Source organism: Actinokineospora bangkokensis (assembly GCF_001940455.1).
Classification (GTDB): Bacteria; Actinomycetota; Actinomycetes; order Mycobacteriales; family Pseudonocardiaceae; genus Actinokineospora; species Actinokineospora bangkokensis.
Window position 1 is genome coordinate 38,803 of sequence record NZ_MKQR01000026.1, and the last position, 18,391, is coordinate 57,193.

Annotated in this window: 22 protein-coding genes; 12 read left to right on the top strand and 10 right to left on the bottom strand. The window is 72.5% G+C overall.

Annotated elements, in window-relative coordinates:
- Nucleotides 1–57 precede the first annotated feature (57 nt).
- Complete coding sequence (locus BJP25_RS22780; RefSeq protein WP_075977055.1) at nt 58–840, top strand: IclR family transcriptional regulator; 783 nt, start codon at nt 58–60, stop codon at nt 838–840.
- A 379-nt stretch (nt 841–1,219) separates the two neighbouring features.
- Here the strand turns inward: BJP25_RS22780 and BJP25_RS22785 are convergent, their stop codons facing one another.
- The 4 genes from BJP25_RS22785 to BJP25_RS22800 are packed head-to-tail and all read right to left on the bottom strand — an operon-like array spanning nt 1,220 to nt 4,688.
- A complete protein-coding gene (locus tag BJP25_RS22785; RefSeq protein WP_075977056.1) occupies nt 1,220–2,143 on the bottom strand; it encodes an ABC transporter substrate-binding protein in 924 nt (307 codons plus the stop codon).
- 15 nt (nt 2,144–2,158) lie between these two features.
- Entirely contained in the window at nt 2,159–2,905 is a 747-nt protein-coding gene (locus BJP25_RS22790; RefSeq protein ID WP_075977758.1) for an ABC transporter permease, read from the bottom strand.
- Nucleotides 2,902–3,558: an ABC transporter permease gene (locus tag BJP25_RS22795; RefSeq protein WP_075977057.1), complete on the bottom strand. Its 657-nt coding sequence runs from the start codon at nt 3,556–3,558 to the stop codon at nt 2,902–2,904. Before BJP25_RS22795 ends, BJP25_RS22790 begins: the two co-directional genes overlap by 4 nt.
- Nucleotides 3,555–4,688, bottom strand: coding sequence for an ABC transporter ATP-binding protein (locus tag BJP25_RS22800; protein ID WP_075977058.1), 1,134 nt, complete (start codon nt 4,686–4,688; stop codon nt 3,555–3,557). Before BJP25_RS22800 ends, BJP25_RS22795 begins: the two co-directional genes overlap by 4 nt.
- Before the next feature lie 166 nt (nt 4,689–4,854).
- Between BJP25_RS22800 and BJP25_RS22805 the strand changes: the two genes are divergently transcribed.
- Nucleotides 4,855–6,336: a bis-aminopropyl spermidine synthase family protein gene (locus BJP25_RS22805; RefSeq protein ID WP_075977059.1), complete on the top strand. Its 1,482-nt coding sequence runs from the start codon at nt 4,855–4,857 to the stop codon at nt 6,334–6,336.
- Nucleotides 6,337–6,474: 138 nt separating this feature from the next.
- Here BJP25_RS22805 and BJP25_RS22810 read toward each other — a convergent pair whose 3' ends face one another.
- Complete coding sequence (locus BJP25_RS22810) at nt 6,475–9,015, bottom strand: sensor domain-containing protein (RefSeq protein ID WP_233158219.1); 2,541 nt, start codon at nt 9,013–9,015, stop codon at nt 6,475–6,477.
- A 62-nt stretch (nt 9,016–9,077) separates the two neighbouring features.
- Nucleotides 9,078–10,283, bottom strand: coding sequence for an NAD(P)-dependent malic enzyme (locus BJP25_RS22815; protein ID WP_084794410.1), 1,206 nt, complete (start codon nt 10,281–10,283; stop codon nt 9,078–9,080).
- A gap of 417 nt (nt 10,284–10,700) precedes the next feature.
- On the opposite strand from BJP25_RS22815, the gene BJP25_RS22820 reads away from it, so the two are divergent.
- Complete coding sequence (locus tag BJP25_RS22820) at nt 10,701–11,303, top strand: dTDP-4-dehydrorhamnose 3,5-epimerase family protein (protein ID WP_075977060.1); 603 nt, start codon at nt 10,701–10,703, stop codon at nt 11,301–11,303.
- On the opposite strand, the gene BJP25_RS22825 is transcribed toward BJP25_RS22820, so the two are convergent.
- The gene (locus BJP25_RS22825) at nt 11,290–11,622 is read right to left on the bottom strand and encodes a S26 family signal peptidase (RefSeq protein ID WP_233158220.1); all 333 of its coding nucleotides are present in this window, start codon (nt 11,620–11,622) and stop codon (nt 11,290–11,292) included. The two genes, BJP25_RS22820 and BJP25_RS22825, sit on opposite strands and share 14 nt — an antisense overlap.
- An 84-nt stretch (nt 11,623–11,706) precedes the next feature.
- On the opposite strand from BJP25_RS22825, the gene sodN reads away from it, so the two are divergent.
- Nucleotides 11,707–12,114, top strand: a complete 408-nt coding sequence (gene sodN / locus BJP25_RS22830; RefSeq protein ID WP_075977061.1) for a superoxide dismutase, Ni — start codon at nt 11,707–11,709, stop codon at nt 12,112–12,114.
- Nucleotides 12,115–12,337: 223 nt separating this feature from the next.
- Entirely contained in the window at nt 12,338–12,901 is a 564-nt protein-coding gene (locus tag BJP25_RS22835) for an HD domain-containing protein (protein WP_075977062.1), read from the top strand.
- On the opposite strand, the gene BJP25_RS22840 is transcribed toward BJP25_RS22835, so the two are convergent.
- The gene (locus BJP25_RS22840) at nt 12,894–13,364 is read right to left on the bottom strand and encodes an NUDIX hydrolase (RefSeq protein WP_075977063.1); all 471 of its coding nucleotides are present in this window, start codon (nt 13,362–13,364) and stop codon (nt 12,894–12,896) included. The two genes, BJP25_RS22835 and BJP25_RS22840, sit on opposite strands and share 8 nt — an antisense overlap.
- 7 nt (nt 13,365–13,371) lie before the next feature.
- Nucleotides 13,372–14,115: a DUF5919 domain-containing protein gene (locus BJP25_RS22845; RefSeq protein WP_075977064.1), complete on the bottom strand. Its 744-nt coding sequence runs from the start codon at nt 14,113–14,115 to the stop codon at nt 13,372–13,374.
- A gap of 149 nt (nt 14,116–14,264) precedes the next feature.
- Between BJP25_RS22845 and BJP25_RS36315 the strand changes: the two genes are divergently transcribed.
- The 7 genes from BJP25_RS36315 to BJP25_RS33630 all read left to right on the top strand — a co-directional run bounded on the left by BJP25_RS36315 (nt 14,265) and on the right by BJP25_RS33630 (nt 17,680).
- Nucleotides 14,265–14,399: a hypothetical protein gene (locus BJP25_RS36315; RefSeq protein ID WP_269844570.1), complete on the top strand. Its 135-nt coding sequence runs from the start codon at nt 14,265–14,267 to the stop codon at nt 14,397–14,399.
- Nucleotides 14,396–14,725 carry a hypothetical protein gene (locus BJP25_RS22850; protein WP_075977065.1) on the top strand — a complete coding sequence of 110 codons (330 nt, stop codon included), beginning with the start codon at nt 14,396–14,398 and terminating at the stop codon, nt 14,723–14,725. Before BJP25_RS36315 ends, BJP25_RS22850 begins: the two co-directional genes overlap by 4 nt.
- Nucleotides 14,722–15,198 carry a hypothetical protein gene (locus BJP25_RS22855; protein ID WP_075977066.1) on the top strand — a complete coding sequence of 159 codons (477 nt, stop codon included), beginning with the start codon at nt 14,722–14,724 and terminating at the stop codon, nt 15,196–15,198. Before BJP25_RS22850 ends, BJP25_RS22855 begins: the two co-directional genes overlap by 4 nt.
- A gap of 20 nt (nt 15,199–15,218) precedes the next feature.
- A complete protein-coding gene (locus BJP25_RS22860) occupies nt 15,219–15,803 on the top strand; it encodes a hypothetical protein (RefSeq protein ID WP_075977067.1) in 585 nt (194 codons plus the stop codon).
- Nucleotides 15,804–15,937: 134 nt separating this feature from the next.
- Nucleotides 15,938–16,405, top strand: coding sequence for a hotdog fold domain-containing protein (locus tag BJP25_RS22865; RefSeq protein ID WP_075977068.1), 468 nt, complete (start codon nt 15,938–15,940; stop codon nt 16,403–16,405).
- A gap of 193 nt (nt 16,406–16,598) precedes the next feature.
- Nucleotides 16,599–17,171 carry a histidine phosphatase family protein gene (locus BJP25_RS33625; protein WP_075977069.1) on the top strand — a complete coding sequence of 191 codons (573 nt, stop codon included), beginning with the start codon at nt 16,599–16,601 and terminating at the stop codon, nt 17,169–17,171.
- On the top strand, nt 17,168–17,680 hold the full coding sequence (locus tag BJP25_RS33630) for a GNAT family N-acetyltransferase (protein ID WP_075977070.1): 513 nt from the start codon (nt 17,168–17,170) through the stop codon (nt 17,678–17,680). Before BJP25_RS33625 ends, BJP25_RS33630 begins: the two co-directional genes overlap by 4 nt.
- Here BJP25_RS33630 and BJP25_RS22880 read toward each other — a convergent pair.
- A complete protein-coding gene (locus BJP25_RS22880; RefSeq protein WP_084794412.1) occupies nt 17,658–18,380 on the bottom strand; it encodes a S1 family peptidase in 723 nt (240 codons plus the stop codon). The genes BJP25_RS33630 and BJP25_RS22880 overlap by 23 nt on opposite strands.
- Nucleotides 18,381–18,391: the final 11 nt, after the last annotated feature.

Consider the following 18,391-nt stretch of genomic DNA (forward strand, 5'->3'; position numbering starts at 1 on the left):
GGGGAGATCGGGTGCAACCGTCTGGCATCCCAGACCCTACCCGCCTAGGGTCGGGGTGTGGGTGGCAGCAGCGACGTCCCCGCGCTGCGCCGCGGGCTGGCCGTGCTGCGCCTGCTGGCCACCAAGGCGGGCCCGGTCACGGCGGCGGCGGTGGCCCGGGAACTCGGCCTCCCCCGCTCAACGACCTACCACCTGCTCTCCGAGCTGACGGCCGCGGGCTTCGTCACCCACCTGCCCGAGGAGCGCCGCTACGGCCTGGGCGTGGCGGCCTTCGAGGTGGGCTCCGCCTACACCCGCCACGACCCCCTCGAACGCCTCGGCCGCCCGGTCCTGGCCCGCTTGGCCCGCACCACCGGCTGCGCGGCCCACCTCGGCGTCCTGCACGGCGCCGAGACCCTGTACCTGGTCCGGGAGCTGCCACCCCTGGCCCACACCGTCACCGACGTGGGCGTGCGCATCCCGGCGCACCTGCCCGCCTCCGGCCGCGCGATGCTCGCCCACCTGCCCGCCGCGCAGGTCCGCGCCCAGTTCCCCACCAGGCAGTCCTTCACCGGGCGCACCGACCGCGGCCCCACCTCCCTCCCCCGGCTGCGCGCCCTGCTGACCCGCGAACGCCAACGGGGGTGGGCGGTCGAGGACGGCTACGTCACCCCCGGCCACGCCTCCGTCGCCGCCCCGGTCCGCGACCACAACGGCACCCCCATCGCCGCCATCAGCAGCACCTTCCGCCACGAGTGCGCCCCCGAGTGCGGCCAGACCTGGCCCGATCTGGCCCACGCCACCCAGCACGCCGCCGACGAACTCAGCACCCGCATAGGCGGCAGGACCACCCCCACCTAACCCACCCCACCGCACGCTCCCACCCAACACTCCCCCCGGCTCGCTCTCATTCGCTTTCACCCCAACGCCACCACCTACGCACCAGGAAGCCCGGCTACGCCACTGCTCGATGCGGTGGTCTTGTTTGGCCGGGGATGGCGATCATGTGCTACCCACGACCGGGGGGTGGGGCCGCAGGCCTCACCTTTTCCCCACCCCGAGCACATGATCGCCGCAGGGGCCCCGGCCAAACAGGACCACCGCATCGAGCCAGCCCACGAACGACCGGGCTCTACCAACGCCGAAGCCGAAGGCGAGGCGACACCCCCGCACACCCCGAGAAACACCAAGGCCCGCGTCCCAAGAGGACGCGGGCCCCAGAGCAACCGGCAGAACCAGGTCAGAAGCCGTTGGCGGCCAACCACTCCTTCGCCACGGCCTGCGGCGTCGGCTTGTCCGCCGCCGCGAGCTTGGAGTTCAGCTCGATCAGCAGCTCGGTCGTCAGCTTGGACGAGATGGCGTTGAGCGTGCTCTTGACCACGTCCGACGCCTTGGACTTGTTCACCAGCGGCACCACGTTCTGCGCCGCGAAGTTGTTCTTCGGGTCCTCCAGCACCACGAACTCGTTGGCGGTGATGGCCGGGTCGGTGGTGAACAGGTCAGCGGCCTGCACGGCACCGGTCTTGAGCGCGTCGACGGTCAGCGGACCGCCGGTGTCGAGCGACTTGTACTCCTTGACCTGGAGGTTGTAGCGCTGCACCAGGCCGGGCAGGCCGTCGACGCGCTTCTGGAACTCCGGCGGGCCGCCGAAGGTCACCGGGCCCGCGGCGGCGAGGTCGTCGATGCTCTTGAGGTTCTTCTCGGCGGCGAAGGACTTGCTGACGACGACGGCGTCCTTGTCCTCGGCCTGCGACTGCTCCAGCACCGTCAGCGTGTCCGGCAGCTGCTTCTGCAGGGCGGCGTAGACGTCGGCGGAGGAGGTCGCGGTGTCCTCCTTGTTGACGTGCTTGAGCAGCGACCCGGTGTACTCGGGGATCAGGTCGATGGACCCGTCCTGCAGGCCGGGGTAGTAGGTCTCGCGGCTGCCGATGTTGAGCGTCTTGGTGACCTTGACGCCCTTGGCCTCCAGCGCGCCGGCGTAGATCTCGGCGAGCAGGGTGCTCTCCGGGAAGTTCGCCGAGCCGATGGCGATGGTGTCGGAGGCGGCCTTGCTGCCCGACGGGCCCCCGGACGACTGCGACAGCGGGTCGGAAGACCCACCGCAGGCCGCGAGGGTGAGCAGCGCGGCGGTGGCCGCCGCGGCCGCGGTGAGAACGCGCTTCATCTACGGGCTCCTCGTTCAGCTTTCCGTTGCGGACGCGACCGCCGGCCGGTCGGTCCTGGTCGTCGCGCGCGAGGCCCGCGCGCGGGTCTTGCGCAACCCGGGGGACACCACCAGCCACTGCACCCCGGTGAGCAGCGCCTCCACCGCGATCGCCAGCGCGGCGATGAGCACCGCGCCCGCCGCCATCTGGTCGAACTCGCGGAAGGCGAAGCCGTCGATGACGTAGCGGCCCAGCCCGCCGAGGGCGACCTGGGCGGCGATGCTGACGGTGGCGATGATCTGCAGGGTGGCCGCGCGCAGCGCGCCGAAGATCAGCGGCAGCGCGTTGGGCAGCTCGACCTTGAGCAGGATCTCCCACTCGGTCATGCCGACGCCGCGGGCGGCGTCGACGACGGACCGGTCGACGTTGCGGATGCCCGCGTAGGTGCCCGCGAGCAGCACCGGGATGCCCAGCACCACCAGCGCGATGGTCAGCGCCGACACCGCGTGCACGATGCCGAACGAGAGCACCAGCAGGATCACCAGGCCCAGCTCGGGCACGGCGCGGAAGGAGTTCACCACGCCGACGACGAAGGTGCCGCCGCGGCCGGTGTGCCCGATCCACATGCCCAGCGGGATCGCCACGACGGCGGAGGCGAGCACGGCCAGCGCGGTGTACTGCAGGTGCTCCAGCAGCCGCTGCGGGATGCCGGGGGTGCCCAGGGTGTTGGTCCAGTGCGCGGGGTCGGTCAGCCAGGCGATGACCTGCTCGAAGATGCTCACGCGCCCGCCCCCGCCTTCGGCCCGACCCGCGTCCACGGGGTGAGCAGCCTGCCCAGCAGCGCCAGCAGCGCGTCGACCAGCAGGGCGAGCACGACGATGGCGACGATGCCCGCGATGATCTCGGCGAAGTTCGACAGCTGGGCGCCCTCGGTGAGGAAGAACCCGAGGCTGAGCACGCCGATGAGCTGTCCGACGGCCACCAGGCTCATGTTCGACACCGACGCCACCCGCACGCCCGCGATGAGCACCGGCAGCGCCAGCGGCAGCTCCACGGCGAAGAACCGCCCCGCCGGGCGGTAGCCCATGGCGGTGGCGGCGGTGGTGACCGACTCCGGCACCGCGGCCAGCGCGTCGGAGATGGAGCGCACCAGCAGCGCGATCGTGTACAGCGACAGCGCGACCACGACGTTGACCGGGTCGAGCGTGCGGGTGCCGATGACCAGCGGCATCACCACGAACAGCGCCAGCGACGGGATCGTGTAGATGAGGCTGGAGACTGGGACGAGGACCGCCCTGGCGACCTTCCAGCGGTTGGCGGCCCAGCCCAGCGGCAGCGACACGACCGTCCCGATGACGACGGGGACGATGGCCAGCCACAGGTGCCGCAGGCTCGTGCGCAGCAGCGCGTCGAGGTTGGCGGCGACCCAGCTCACGACGGCACCCGGCCCGCCGCCCTGGCCTCGGCCAGCGCGCTCACCACCGACTCCGCGGTGACGCCGCCGACGACGGCGCCGGAGGTGTCGACGGCGATGCCCACCCCGGACGGGCTGCTCAGCGCCGCGTCCAGGGCGGTGCGCAGCGACCCGGCGCCGCCCTCGGCCCCGGGGTCGACCGAGTACAGCGACCCGCCCGCGACGAGCCGGTCGGCGGTCACACTGTCCACACCGGACAGGACGTGCTCGTTGACCCAGCCGACCGGGTGGTTGTCGCCGTCGACGACCACGGCCCAGCCGTCGCGCAGGCCGCCGCGGGCGGTCTCGGCGTCGGCGCCCAGGGCGACGCTGGCGACGGGGTTGACCGGCACGCCGTCGGCGGTGAGGAAGCCCAGGGCCCGGTAGCCGCGGTCGCGGCCGACGAACGAGGCGACGAAGTCGTCGACGGGGCTGGCCAGCAGCGCGGTCGGGGTGTCGTACTGGGCGAGCGCGCCGCCCACCCGCAGCACCGCGACCTTGTCGCCGAGCTTGATGGCCTCGTCGATGTCGTGGGTGACGAACACGATGGTCTTGCCCAGCTCAGACTGCAGGCGCAGCAGCTCCTCCTGCAGGTCGTCGCGCACGATCGGGTCGACGGCGCTGAACGGCTCGTCCATCAGCAGCACCGGCGGGTCGGCGGCGAGCGCCCTGGCCACCCCCACGCGCTGCTGCTGCCCGCCGGAGAGCTGGGCGGGGTAGCGCTTGGCGAGGGCGGCGGGCAGGCCCACCACCTCCAGCAGCTCGGCGGCCCTGGCGCGCGCGGCCCGCTTGTCGGTGCCGGTCAGCACGGGCACGGTGGCCACGTTGTCCAGCACGGTGCGGTGCGGGAACAGGCCCGCGTTCTGGATGACGTAGCCGATGCCGCGGCGCAGCGCGGCGGGCGGCTGCGAGCGCACGTCGCGCCCGTCGAGCAGGACGGTGCCCGAGGAGGGGTCGACCATCCTGTTGATCATCCGCAGCGAGGTCGTCTTGCCGCAGCCGGACGGGCCGACCAGGACGGTGATCTTGCCGTCCTCGACCACCAGGTCCAGGTCGTCGACCGCCACCGTGCCGTCGGGGTAGCGCTTGGTCACGGACTGGAACTCGATCACTCGGGCCCCTCGTTCGACACGGCACCTTGTCGGCCGTGGATCGCACGACCCTAGCCCGATCGGGGCACGGGAGCAGGCCCATTCCAGGATGTGACCGCCGGGCGGGGGGCGCTGATCTCCCATCCGGGTGAACCGGTTGGGTCGACCTCCGTAGGCTCCCGGGGTTGTGGGCCCCTCGCTGACGACCTTCCTGGACTCCCGCGGCGCGCACTCGCGCCCCCTGCGCGAGCTGCTGGCCGACCTCGCGGTCGACTGGCTCGACCTCGACGAGCTGGTGCGCCGCAGCGCCCAGCCGCGGCGCACGGTGGAGGAGCTGCTGGCCGCCGCGGGCGACGAGCTGGAGCGCGACGGTTCCCGCTACCGGGCGACCCCGGGCGCACGGGACGACTTCACCGCTTCGGTGCACCCGGACCCGGCCGAACACGATGCGGTGCTGGCGCACTGCGAGGCCTTCCTGCGCGGTGTCCCCGTGCCGTTGAAGGCCCTCGACCACGTGCAGGCCGACGCGGCGACGATGGCCCGCCGGGCCCTGTGGCTGGGCCGGACCTACTGGCTGGAGGACGCCCACCTGCTGTGCGTGGGCGACCACGACCTCACCGCGCTGGCGGCGTGCGCGGCCAACCCCGGGCTGCGCGCGACGGTCGTCGACGTCGACGAGCGGCTGCTGTCCTACGTGGACGCGCAGGCCCGCGAGCACGACCTGGACGTGCGCTGCCTGCACGCCGACTTCCGCTTCGGCCTCCCGCCCGCCGCCGTCGGCTCGGCCGACCTGGTGTTCACCGACCCGCCCTACACCCCCGAGGGCATGCGGCTGTTCCTGGCCCGCGGCGTCGAGGGGCTGCGCTCGCCGGAGGGGCGGCTGCTGGTGGCCTACGGCTACAGCACCCGCAACCCCACCCTGGGCCTGAAGGTGCAGCGCGAGGTGCTGGACCTGGGCCTGGTGTTCGAGGCCGCGCTGCCGTCGTTCAACCGCTACCACGGCGCCCAGGCCGTCGGCAGCGCCTCGGACCTCTACGTCCTGCAACCCACCACCCGCTCCCCCCGGCTGGCCGAGGCGGGCCTGGGCATCTACACCCACGGCCCGCAGTCGGTGGAGTCCGCGTCCGCCCCCGCCGCCGCCGTCGCGGCCCTGCTGGAGCTGACCGGCCCGCGCGCGGTGCTGCACAGCCCCGGCTGGGCGGAGCCGTTCCGCTCCGGCCAGGCCCTCGCCTTCGACCTCACCGCCGACCCCGGCCCGTGGCTCGCCCGCACCCTGCTGGCCGCCCCCGCGGTCCGCGTCGGCGCCCTGGTGGTCAACAACCACCCCGACACCACCAACGCCGAGGCCCAGCGCGCCCTGCGCGAGCTGGTCGCCCCCAAGTTCGACCTGACCTTCCACCGCAGCATCGCCGACGGCAAGCACGCCGTCGTCGCCGCCACCCCCGTCGACCCCGCGGGCGTCCCCCGCGCCCTGCTCGACCGCGCCCACGGCAAGCTCGCCAACACCTGGCGCGAGGCCCTGGTCCGCGAGGTCCCCGGCCTCACCAAGCGCGAGGCCCGCGACCGCGTCGCCGCCCTCGCCCCGTCCGACCGCGACCTGGAGAACCGCCTCGTCGACCTCCCCCTCGACCGCGTCCGCGCCGTCCTCCGCGCCGCCGCCACCCCGTAGCCCGGTGGGCGGCGGGCACCCGATCAGAACAACGCCAAGCCCGTCGGTGTCAGGTCAGGGACGGCGCCGAAACCCGCGCTGCCAGGTCGGGGACGGTGCCGGGCGGGGACGAGGGGGTGGGCGGCGGGAGGAATCAGCTCACGCTCCGCTGGGGATGTGGACCGGGCCGAGCTTGAGGACCTCGCGGAACTCCTTGGCGGGGATGGGGCGGGAGAGCAGCCAGCCCTGGTAGGCGTCGACGCCGACGCCGCGCAGGACGTGGAACTGGGTGGCGTTCTCGACGCCCTCGGCGACGCAGCTGCGGCCCATGGCCCTGGCCATGTCGACCAGGGCGCGGGCGACGGCGAAGTCGGAGGCGTCGGTGGCCACGCCGGAGACGAACCGGCGGTCGATCTTGATGATCTGGGCGGGGAGCTCCTTGAGGCGGGCCAGCGAGGAGTAGCCGGTGCCGAAGTCGTCGACGGCGAAGCGGACGCCGCGCTCGACCAGCTCGGCCATGGCCTCGCGCGAGCGCGAGGGCAGGTCGATCAGGGAGGTCTCGACCAGCTCCAGGATGACCCGGTCCCAGGCGATGCCGGTGGCGGCGACCGCGGAGGACACGATGTCGACGAAGTCGGGGTCGCCGGGCACCAGGCCCGCCAGGTTGACCGCGATGGCGACGCCGCCGCCGAGCACGCCGCCGCAGAGCTGGGGCCACTCGGCGGCCTCGGAGAAGGCCGTGCGCAGCACCCAGCGGTCCAGCTCGCCCTGCAGGTCGCCCTGCTCGGCGACGGGCAGGAAGTCCCCGGGCATGAGCAGCCCGCGCTCGGGGTGCGGCCAGCGGACCAGGGCCTCGGCGGAGAGCACCGTGCCGTCCGGGCCCACGACCGGCTGGTAGTGCAGCACGAGCTGGTCGTTGGCGATGGCCTCGCGCAGCTGGCCCTCCAGCAGCATCTGGCTGTTGGCCGAGGCGATCAGCGCGTCGGAGGCCAGCGAGACCCGGCCGGTGCCGCGGGCCTTGGCGGCGAACATCGCCGCGTCGGCGAAGCGCAGCAGGTCCGCGCCGGTGGTCTCCGGGCCGCTGGGCACCGCGGCGCCGATCGAGGCCGACACCCGCAGCAGCTGCCCGCGCACCGGGACCGCGGTGCGCAGCAGGGAGGCGACCTGGTTGGCCAGCACCTCGACCCCGCCCGCCTCGGCCACGTCGGAGCAGATGACGACGTACTCGTCGCCGGACATCCTGGCCACCGTGCACGAGGGCGGCAGGCCGCGCTCCAGCCTGCGGGCCAGCGCGGTGATCAGCTCGTCGCCGACGTCGTGGCCCAGCGAGTCGTTGACCCGCTTGAAGTTGTCGACGTCGCAGAACAGCAGGGCGATGCGCTCGTGGTCGCTGCCGCCGAGCAGGGCCGCCAGCAGCTCCTTGACCGCGGCGCGGCCGGGCAGGCCGGTCAGCTCGTCGTGGGTGGCCTGGTAGCGCAGCCGCTCGGCGGTGCGGCGGCGGTCGGTGACGTCGGCGAAGACCACCAGCCAGAACCGGCGGCCGTCGTCGGTGACCGAGACGGTGGCGTTGAGCTCGCAGTACACCGGCTTGCCCGCGGCGGTGGCCAGCACCCGCTGCCCGCTGTGGAACGCCGAGGAGCTGCCCCGGCGGGCCTCCCGGTCGTCGGGGTGGGTCAGCTGCTCGGCGGTCATCCCGCGCAGCCGCTCCAGGCCCATGCCCAGCAGCGAGCACAGCGCGTCGTTGGCGTCGACGAGCCGCTCGGCGTCGTCGAACAGCGCGATGCCGACCGGGGTGATGGCCACCAGGTCGGTGAACCGCTTGGACGAGCGCTGCATCCTGGTCTCGGTGGAGCGCTGCTCGGTGACGTCCTGGCAGGTGCCGATCATGATGGCGCGCTCGGAGTCGGCGGCCTCGCCGCGCACCCGGAACACCCGGCGGGTGCCGTCCGGGCGCACCACCCGGTGCTCGCACTCCACCGGCCTGCGCGCGGTGGCCAGCTCCTGCCACCGCTGGTCCACCCAGGTGCGGTCGTCGGGGTGGACGATCCGCAGGTAGTCGGCGTAGGTGATCTTGGTGCCGGGGTCGACGCCCGCCAGCTCGTAGAGCATCGACGACCACAGGCACTCGCCGGTCTCGGTGTCCCACTCCCAGGTGCCCATCCTGGCGACCCGCTGGGTCTCGCGGAACAGCCTGCCGTCCTGGCTGAGCTGGCGCTCCAGGGCGCGGATCTTGGTGACGTCCTGCACCGTGCCGTGCACCGCCGCCAGCTCGCCCGCGTCGTCCCACTCGGCGGTGGCGCGCACCAGGAAGGAGCGCTCCCCGGTCTGGTCGCGCACGTCCAGCTCGACCGGGGCGGCGGTGCGGTCGGTGCGCAGCCGGGCGCTGAACTCGGTCAGCACGTCCCGGTCCTCGGCGTGCACCAGGTCGATGAGGTCCTCGGTGGTGCTCGCCGCGGGCAGCCCGCAGAGCCTGCGCAGGCCCTCGGACAGGTACACCCGTCCGGTGCCCGGCTCGACGGTCCAGCTGCCCATCCGCGCGATGAGCTGCGCGCGCAGCAGCACCTCGCGCTCGGCGGCCGGGTCGTCGGCGAAGTTGACCACGCCCGGTTGTACCAGCCCGGCAGCGGAAAATCGACCTGGGTCCGCGTCCGCGGGCACGACCGCGGCGGCGATGTCCGCGCGCACGGTGTGCTCGGCCACGGCGCAACCCTCCACCCTCGTGTGAGCGGGTGGGGCACCGCTGCCGAGCATCCCGCTGGGGCTCAGGCTACCCCGTCCTCCCGCGCGGCCCGAGCCACCGCCGCGGCCACCTCGGGGGCGACCCGCGGGTCCAGCGGGCTGGGCACGATCCGGTCCGGGCCCAGGTCGTCCTCGGCCACCGCGGCGATGGCGTCGGCGGCGGCCAGCTTCATCCGCTCGGTGATCCGCCGGGCGCCGACGTCGAGGGCGCCGCGGAAGATGCCGGGGAAGGCCAGCACGTTGTTGATCTGGTTGGGGAAGTCGCTGCGGCCGGTGGCCACGATGGCGGCGTGGCGGCGGGCGACCTCGGGGTGGATCTCGGGGTCGGGGTTGGACAGCGCGAAGACGATCGAGCCGGGCGCCATGCTCGCCACCAGCTCCTCGGGCACGGTGCCCGCGGAGAGGCCGACGAACACGTCGGCGCCGCGCAGCGCCTCCACCGGCCCGCCGCGCAGGCCCGCCCGGTTGGTCACCTCGGCCATCCGCTCCTTGACCGGGTTGAGCCCGGCGCGGCCCGGGTGGATGATCCCGCGCGAGTCCAGCAGGGTCACGTCCCCCACGCCCGCGGCCAGCAGGATCCTGGCGCAGGCGATGCCCGCCGCGCCCGCCCCGGCGATGACGACGCGCTGATCTGCGATGTCCTTGCCGAGCACCTTGTCGGCGTTGCGCAGCGCGGCCAGCAGCACGATGGCGGTGCCGTGCTGGTCGTCGTGGAAGACCGGGATGTCCAGCGCCTCGATCAGCCGCTCCTCCAGCTCGAAGCAGCGCGGCGCGGAGATGTCCTCCAGGTTGACCGCGCCGAACGACGGGCGCAGCCGCACCAGGGTCTCGATGATCTCGTCGACGTCGGTGGTCTCCAGCACCAGCGGGATCGAGTCCAGGCCGCCGAAGGTCTTGAACAGCGCCGCCTTGCCCTCCATCACCGGCAGCGCGGCCGCCGCGCCGATGTCACCGAGGCCGAGCACCGCCGTGCCGTCGGAGACCACCGCGACCAGCCGGGAGGTCCAGGTGTACTTGCGCGCCAGCGCCCGGTCCTCGGCGATCGCCCTGCTCACCTTCGCCACCCCGGGCGTGTAGGCGATCGACAGCGCGCGGCTGTCCGACAGCGGCCGGGTCACCGACACGCCGAGCTTGCCGCCCAGGTGCTCGGCGAAGATCTCCTCGTCGGTGATCGGGGCGTCGGTGAGGGTGCTCTGCTGGTCCATGGTCGTCTCGTTCAGGGCGGTCATCGGGGTGCGTCCTCCAGGATCGCGGCTCCGCTCGACGCGCCGGGGCGCGGAGCGGTCTTACCGGGCGGCCGCGGCCCGGCGGTGCGGGACCGGTGGCGCCACCCGTGCTCGTGCAGCGGTCACCGTCCCGGGGGTGCGGGGCGGCGTCCGCGGACGCTGCGGTCCCCCCAGTCTGGCAGGCGCCGCGGCGGCGTGTCTGCGGCGGGGGTCACATCGGCGCGTCGGACATCCGCAGGTCAGACACCACGTCACCGGACGTCCGTCCGGTTTGGGCCGGGCACTGGGCGTGTACCTGGTGTTTTCCGCGTGTTGCGGGCGTGTGGCGGCCCGGACCAGCGGCGGGAGGGGTGAGCGGGGTCTCCTCCCCCGCGCGGGTGAGGGCCGCGCGGGGGCGCGCGCTGCTTAGACTGCGGCCCCATGCAGGCACGACAGCTCGCCGTCCCGGGCGCCTTCGAGTTCACCCCCCGGTCCTTCCCCGACGACCGGGGCGTGTTCGCCTCGCCGTTCCAGGCCGAGGCGTTCCGCGAAGCGGTCGGGTTCGGGCTGACCCTCGCCCAGACCAACCACAGCCTGTCCCGGCGCGGGGTGGTGCGCGGCCTGCACTTCGCCGACGTGCCCCCCGGCCAGGCCAAGTACATCTACTGCGCGGCGGGCTCCGCGATCGACTTCGTGGTCGACATCCGGGTCGGCTCGCCCACCTTCGGGGCCTGGGACACCGTGCGCATCGACCCCGAGGGCTTCCGCGGGGTGTACGTGCCCGAGGGCGTCGGCCACGGGTTCGTCGCCCTGGAGGACGCCACGGTGGTCAACTACCTGTGCTCCACCGGCTACAACCCCGGCGCCGAGCACGGCATCAACCCGCTGGACCCGGAGCTGGGCCTGCCCTGGCCCACCGGGGTCGAGCCGATCCTGTCCGAAAAGGACGCCAAGGCCCCGTCGCTGGCCGAGGCGCTGGCCACCGGGCTGCTGCCGCGCTACGAGGACTGCCTGGCCCGCTACGCCGAGCTCAAGTCCTCCTGACCCGACCCGGCCGCGGCCGCAGCCGCCACCGCACCACCCCCCGCACCCGCGCGGGCCCCAGCTCGCGCGAGTCCGTCGACGCCCCGGCGAAGTCCCCCTCGACGTGCCAGAGCCGCCCCACCGGCCGCACCGCCCGCTTCACCGACAGCTGCCCCGGCCGCGCGTCCCAGGTGACCAGCACCACCGCACCGGCCCGCCCCCGCCCCCGGGTGGCCACCACCACGTCCCCCGGCGCGAGCGCGGGCGACATCGACGCCCCCCGGACGGCCACCAGCGCCACCGGTGACCAGCGGCGGAACACCTGCATGGCGCTGATCATCCCCGACCACCTCCCCCGGCCCCCGGCGCCCCCCGGGAGTAGGGTCGGACGCGTCGGAGCACCCCCTTGGCTCATGGAGGAACCATGCGACTGCTGTCGCGCTTCTTCACCCCCCGGCTGGAGGCCACCGCGCACTGCGACCTCCCGTGCGGCGTGTACGACCCCGCCCAGGCCCGCATCGAGGCGGAGTCGGTGAAGGCGATCCAGCAGAAGTACCAGGACAACGAGGACCCCGAGTTCCGCACCCGCGCCATCCTCATCGCCGAGCAGCGCAGCGATCTCGTCAAGCACCACCTGTGGGTCCTGTGGACCGACTACTTCAAGCCGCCGCACTTCGAGAAGTACCCCGACCTGCACGACCTGTTCAACCGCGCCACCAAGGCCGCGGGCGCCAGCGGCACCAAGGGCTCCATGGACCCGGCCACCGGCCAGGCCCTGCTGGACCTCATCGCCGAGATCGACAAGATCTTCTGGGAGACCAAGAAGGCCTGACGCCGCAGCGCTGACAACGGCGCTGACCAGCGGAGACGTCTCCGCTGGTCAGCGCCGTTCGTCGTTGGCCAGCGTGCTCGCACGGCCCGGGGACGACCCCGGGCGCTCCGGTGTGGACTGTTCATCGAGGTGCTGGCCACGGCAGGACTACGCCGCTGAGTGAACGTCCCCGTGCCGGAGCGCCACTCGGCCTGCGCGCGGAACTGAAGATAGGGTCCATGGCATGCCTTCCTCGGCCGAAACGCTGCTTGACCAAGCTGTTGAGCTGGTCCGGTCGGAGTTGAAGGAGAGGCAGCCTCGGCGGTTCGCGCACCTTCGGGGCGCCAAGGAACGCGCCGAATCCGTCAGACCATTGTTCTCGCGCGAAGACGGGGACTTGCTGGTGGTGACGGCCTTGCTGCATGACGTCGGGTACTGCGATGCGGCTGGCCTGACCGGGTTTCACCCCCTTGACGGTGCTCGCTTCCTATCCGGGCTCGGCTACCCCGACCGGCTGTGTCACCTGGTGGCACACCATTCGTGCGCTCGGCTTGAGGCCGACCTTCGCGGCCTCGGGCCTCAACTGGCGCTGTGGGAGGACGAGCGGACGGCGCTGAGGGATGCGTTGTGGTGGGTGGACATGACGACGTCGCCGGATGGCGAGGTGGTGCCGTTCGAGGTGCGGATCGCGGAGATCCAGGAGCGGTACGGCCCCGGCGATGTGGTGACGCGGTTCATCCGGGCTGCTGAGCCCGAGTTGCGCGGGGCCGTGGAGCGGACTGAGGCGCGGCTGGTTTCTCTCAGGTGAAGTAGGGCGTGGTCCGGTTCTCGCGGCCGTGTTGGATGCGGAGCCGGATGCTGGGGTGGATGTTGAGGCCATCGAGTTCGTCGGGTTTGACCCAGAGGACTTCTTTGCTCTCGGTGCTGGTGCGCAGCTCACCGCCGGTGGGGGTGGCGCGAAAACAGAGGGAGAACTCCTGGCGGACCTCGCCGTCTGTGAAAGCGATGACGTGGTTGGGGTTGCTGTAGGCGCCGATGAGGGCAGTGACCTCCACGTCGACACCGGTCTCTTCTTTGACTTCGCGGATGACGGTCCCGGACAGCGTTTCGCCGTATTCGAGGGCTCCGCCGGGGATGGCGTACAGGTCGTTGTCAGTGCGGCGTATGAGGAGGAGGTCTCCGTCCTCGTTTTCGATGTAGGCGGTGACGGCGACGACGATGGAGTTGGGTTCAGGCGCATCGGGGTCGTCGAGGTAGTCGATCCGGGCCATGTGGTTATCACCATTTCGGGGGTTTGGCGGTGTCCCAGACGCTGGCAAAACTTTCGGAATAGGTCTCGAAGAGGTCGCCCCCGGAGAGCCTGTGGAGGTGCATCACGGGAGCGTGAGCGGCCATGAAGCCGTAGACATGCGTGTTGACGAGCATGTCGTCGTCGAAGCGGTAGAGGCTGTTGTAGAGGGTGGTGCCGTGGCAGCGGATGCTGATGTTGGGAGTATCCGCGAGAGGTTTGAAGAACGCCAGTGAGTTGCGGACCTTGGCGGCGAGGGTGCCCTTGCCGATACCTTCTTCAACGCTGCGCTTGGTCACTTCGCGGCTGACGGGGTCGCCCAGGGCTATCCGGATCCTCGCTCCTTCTTCGGCCTTCGCGCGGAGTTGCTTGACGAGGCGGGGGTTGTCGGTGAGGAACATGCCGGAGTACACCAGCAGCTCGATGTGGCGCTCCGCTCCGGCCAGCAGGTGTTCCCACAGCTCGGCAGGGACGGAGTGGCGGTGCGGGTAGACCTTGACGATCTCGGAGGTGCCGATCTCGGCCTTGCGGTCTGGTGCCACCGCGTCGGGCCACAGGTAGTTCTCGGACTCGCGCACGAGCGTGGCGATGGTGCGGCGGTGACGGGGATAGGGCGTGCGGCCCTGGGTGATCCAGCGCTCGACGGTCTTGGGGTCGACGCTGGCCGCTCGGGCCACGTGGGTCAGGTCCAGGCCGTTCCGGTGGAGGGCATCACGCAGGCGTTCGTTGGGCACGGGTACCCCCGGTATTACGTCTAGGGACGTCTCGACCCTAACCAGGACGTCCTGAGATGTCCCGCTGTGCGGTGCTCGCGTCCTGCTGTTTCACCGACATTGGGTACATGCCCTGGAGTGGCCCGGGGCTGCGACCAGGAGGAACAGCGATGCCAGTCATCCAGATCCAACGCGGCCAGGGGTTCCCGGTCGTGCTCGTGGTCAACGCGGCGGCCCTGGGCCGGCTGTGCGAGGCCATCAGCGACGGCAGGCAGCAGCTCGCGAACGCGGGGACGCAGCTGTGAGCGCGAACCCCGCCGACCAGCACACCGGTTCCCTGCCGCAGCTCGCTGACCTCATCCCCGAGCCGCTGTCCTCGCGCTGGGAGGACTCCTACAAGCAGTACGTCCGCACGGTCGCGGTGCGCGCCACCGGCGCCGGTGAGGCCCGGGTGATCGCGGAGGCGTCGGGAGCGGTCGCGCAGACGTGGCGCGCCATCTCGAACGTGCCGGGTCTGCCCTGGTGGAGCGTGGCGGCGGTGCAGGCAGCGGCGGAGGTCTTCGACGAACAGGCCGGGCACTGGCACGCCTTCGCCGACCACGTGGCCGGGCGCAGGGAGGGCGGCCGGTGAGCGCGCAGGCCATCTCGCTCCCCCTGCCCACCGCGTCCGAGCTGGTCGCGGCCCTGCACGACCACCTGGCCCGGTTCGCCCACGTGGTCGCCCAGCCGTCGTCCATCTCCGTCGTGACCGCGCAGGAGTACCCGGTGCGCGTGCGGCTGCGCGGCGGCACCCTCGCCCAGACCTGCGCCGAGCTGCTGACCTGGTTCGAGTCGATCGAGGACGGCAAGACGCTCGTCCGCCGCTCCCCCGACGGCGGAACGCTCATCCTGGAACTGCGCGGCCACACCGCCGACGACGTCCGCGTCATCGTCAACGGGGGCCTCCAGTGGAGCCTCGGCTGGTTCCCGTCCCTGCGGGCCGGGCAGAGCACCGCGCTCGGATCAGCTCTGCTCAGCGCACTGGCAGCCGACCCGTGGGAGCCCGACACGACCTTCCCAGCCGCCGTGATCAACCTCAGCGCCACCGGGGGTGATGGCAGGTGAACCGCATTCCGCCTCAGCTGGTGCCCCAGGTCCCCTACATCACCACCTGGTCGGGCGAGGAAAGCAAGCGGCAACGGGTCGTCGACCGCAAGGCCGGACCGGGGATCGCGTTCGTCGACGAGCGGCCCCAGGATCGCGACTCGCGAGGGCTGCTCTGGACCAGGCAGAAGCGCGCCTACGGGCGGGGCAGGCCGCTGTTCGGACAAGTACACAGCCCCCGCCAGCGACACGCCATGGACAAACTCCTGTGCCAGGTCTGCGCCCACCCCGCCGACCGCGACCCCGACGGCGGAGTCCTCTGGATGCTGCGCGACCACCGCAACGACTGGCCGGACTGGCCCAACGGCATGGCGGTCACCGAACCACCCATCTGCCGCAACTGCGTCAAGGTCTCCGCACAACGGTGCCCCGCCATGCGCAAAGGGCACGCCCTCATCCGCGCCTGGGCCATGCCAATCGCCGGCGTGCGCGGCAACCTCTACCGCCCCACCGAGAACGGGCCGGTGCTGATCGGACCCCAAGTGGTGTGGTTCGGGGCGGACCTGCGGTGGGTGCTCGGGATGCACCTCGTCCGGGAGTTCACCGAGGCCGACGTACTCAACTGATCGGCGGCGTGCGTTCGGCGCGGGTGCGGTCCACGAGCGATTCCGGATCGTGGTGGACCTGACCGCCAGGTTTGTCGGCTGGCAGCGCCGTTCGGGGGGTTGCCAGGGGCGTTACTCGTCAGTAGCTTCGCGGCGTGGGTGAGACGTTGACGTTCCGGGCGTGGCGGGCTGTCCAGGGGAAGCCGCTGGGCAAGGTGCTGTTCTCCGCGGCGGCGATGGTGCGGGTGCCCTACTTCCGGACGGTGTTGCCGTTCGTGCGGGAGATGGGGCCGGGGCGGGCGGTGGTGAGCGCGCCGAAGTGGTGGGGGGTGCACAACCACATCGGGACGTTCCACGCGATCGCGGTGTGCAACATGGCGGAGATCGCGATGGGGATGTTGGCGGAGGCGACCGTGCCGACGAGCCACCGGTGGATCCCGAAGGGGATGTCGGTGGAGTACACCGCCAAGGCTCGGACGGGGCTGGTGGCGACGGCGGAGGTGGTGGTGCCGGAGTTCGGCGGGGACGCGTTCGAGCTGCCGGTGCCGGTGTCCATCCGGGACACGGGTGGGACCGAGGTGGCCAGGGCGGTCATCACGGTGTGGGTGACGCCGGCCGCTTAGGCCGAGCGCGTGTCGCGCCCACCACATGACCGCGGCGGTGCTCCGCTGTGCATGGTTCGGACGAGTGCGGGTAGTCGCGTTGGTGGTGCCGCGAATGGCGGTGTGACCAGGCACGAGCGGCGGGTTGGCCGATCCCGCGCCACTGCGGCGGCGCCCCACGCGGGCGGTGGCGGGGCGGCATACGATCAGGGCCATGACCAACACGGTGTTCCTGCTGCGGCACGGTCAGACGGAGTGGTCCGAGAGCGGCAAGCACACGAGCCGGTCCGACATCCCGCTCACGCCCGAGGGGGAGGAGCGGGCGCGGCGGACGGGGGAGATGCTGGCGGGCATGCTGGAGCACCCCGCGCTGGTGCTCTCCAGCCCCCGCGAGCGGGCGGTGCGCACGGCGGAGCTGGCCGGGCTGGCGGTCGCGGAGACGACCGAGGACCTGGCCGAGTGGGACTACGGCGAGTACGAGGGGATCACCACCGCCGAGATCCGGGAGACGGTGCCGGGGTGGACGGTGTGGACCCACCCGACGCCGGGTGGGGAGACCGCGGAGCAGGTGACAGCGCGGGCCGAGCGGGTGCTGTCGCGGGCGCGGGCGGCCGGGTTGGACGTGGTGCTGGTGGGGCACGGGCACTTCAGCCGGGTGCTGGCGGCGACGTGGGTGGGGCAGGACGCCGCCTACGGGATCCACTTCGGACTGGACCCGGCCGGGCTGGTGGTGCTGGGCGAGGAGCACGGGCTGCCGCAGATCAAGCGCCTGAACGTGCACCCGTGAGCGGGGCGGTCCGCCGGGTGCGGGAGTCCGATGTGGACGCGGTGGTGGCGCTGGAGCACGAGCTGGCCGCCTACCAGCGCGCGGCGGACCGGTGCGAGCTGACCGCGGAGCAGCTGCACCGGGCGCTGTTCGGGGCGGACCCGGCGCTGTTCGGGCACGTGGTGGAGGTCGGCGGCGAGGTCGTGGGCAGCGCGCTGTGGTTCCTCAGCTTCTCCACCTGGCGCGGGGAGCACGGGATCTACCTGGAGCACCTCATCGTCCGCGCCGGGCACCGGGGCGGCGGGTTGGGCAGGGCGCTGCTCGCCGCGCTGGCCGCCGAGTGCGTGGCGCGGGGGTACCCGCGGCTGGAGTGGGCCGTCATGGACTGGAACGAGCCGTCGATCGGGTTCTACCGGTCGCTGGGCGGTGAACCCCTCGGCGGGCAGACGGTCTACCGGCTCGCGGGCGGCGCCCTGGCCGCCCTCGGGGGCGGCCAGGGCGGCGGGGTCACACGCCCGACGTCTGGGTGATCCAGTCGCGGTACTCGAACGTGGCGGTGTAGTTGCTGGTGGTCGCGCGGTCGCTCGTCGAGGCCACGCCCACCTGGTAGTACTGACCGTCGACCGGGCTGGTGGCGAACATCGGGCCGCCGGAGTCCCCGCCCGCGGCGATGCCGTCGCCGTAGGTGACGGTGACGGCCCGGCCGCCCCGGTAGTCCGAGCCGCTGGTGGTCGCGACGGTCACGTCGGCCACCTTGAGGGTGCGCGACTGGCAGTTGATCTCGGGCTGGTCGGTGCAGGTGGCGCCCCAGCCGTAGATCTGCACGGTCTGGCCGCCGGAGACCGCGGACCCCGGGCCGAGCGGGGCGTAGGTGGCCTGGACGTCGTGGTCGAGCTCCACCAGCGCCAGGTCGGCGGTGGGGTGGGTGTGCACGGAGACGCCGGTGGCCTGCTCGCCCTGGGTCTGGTCGAGCGAGCCGATGTGGAAGGTCAGCGTGCCGCCGCCCGCCACGCAGTGCTCGGCGGTGAGGATCCACTTGGCGGCGATGATCGTGGCGGAGCAGGTCTCCCGGCCGTCGGAGAACAGCCGGGCGGCCCAAGGCCCGCTGCCGGCGTCACCGCCGTCGATGATGCGCGGGCTGTAGTCAGTCGCCTCGGCGGGCGATGTGAAGGCGGTCAGGGCGGCTGCGGTCGCGCAGGCCAGGGCGGCGCCGACTCGGATGGTGCGCACGGGGTCCACCT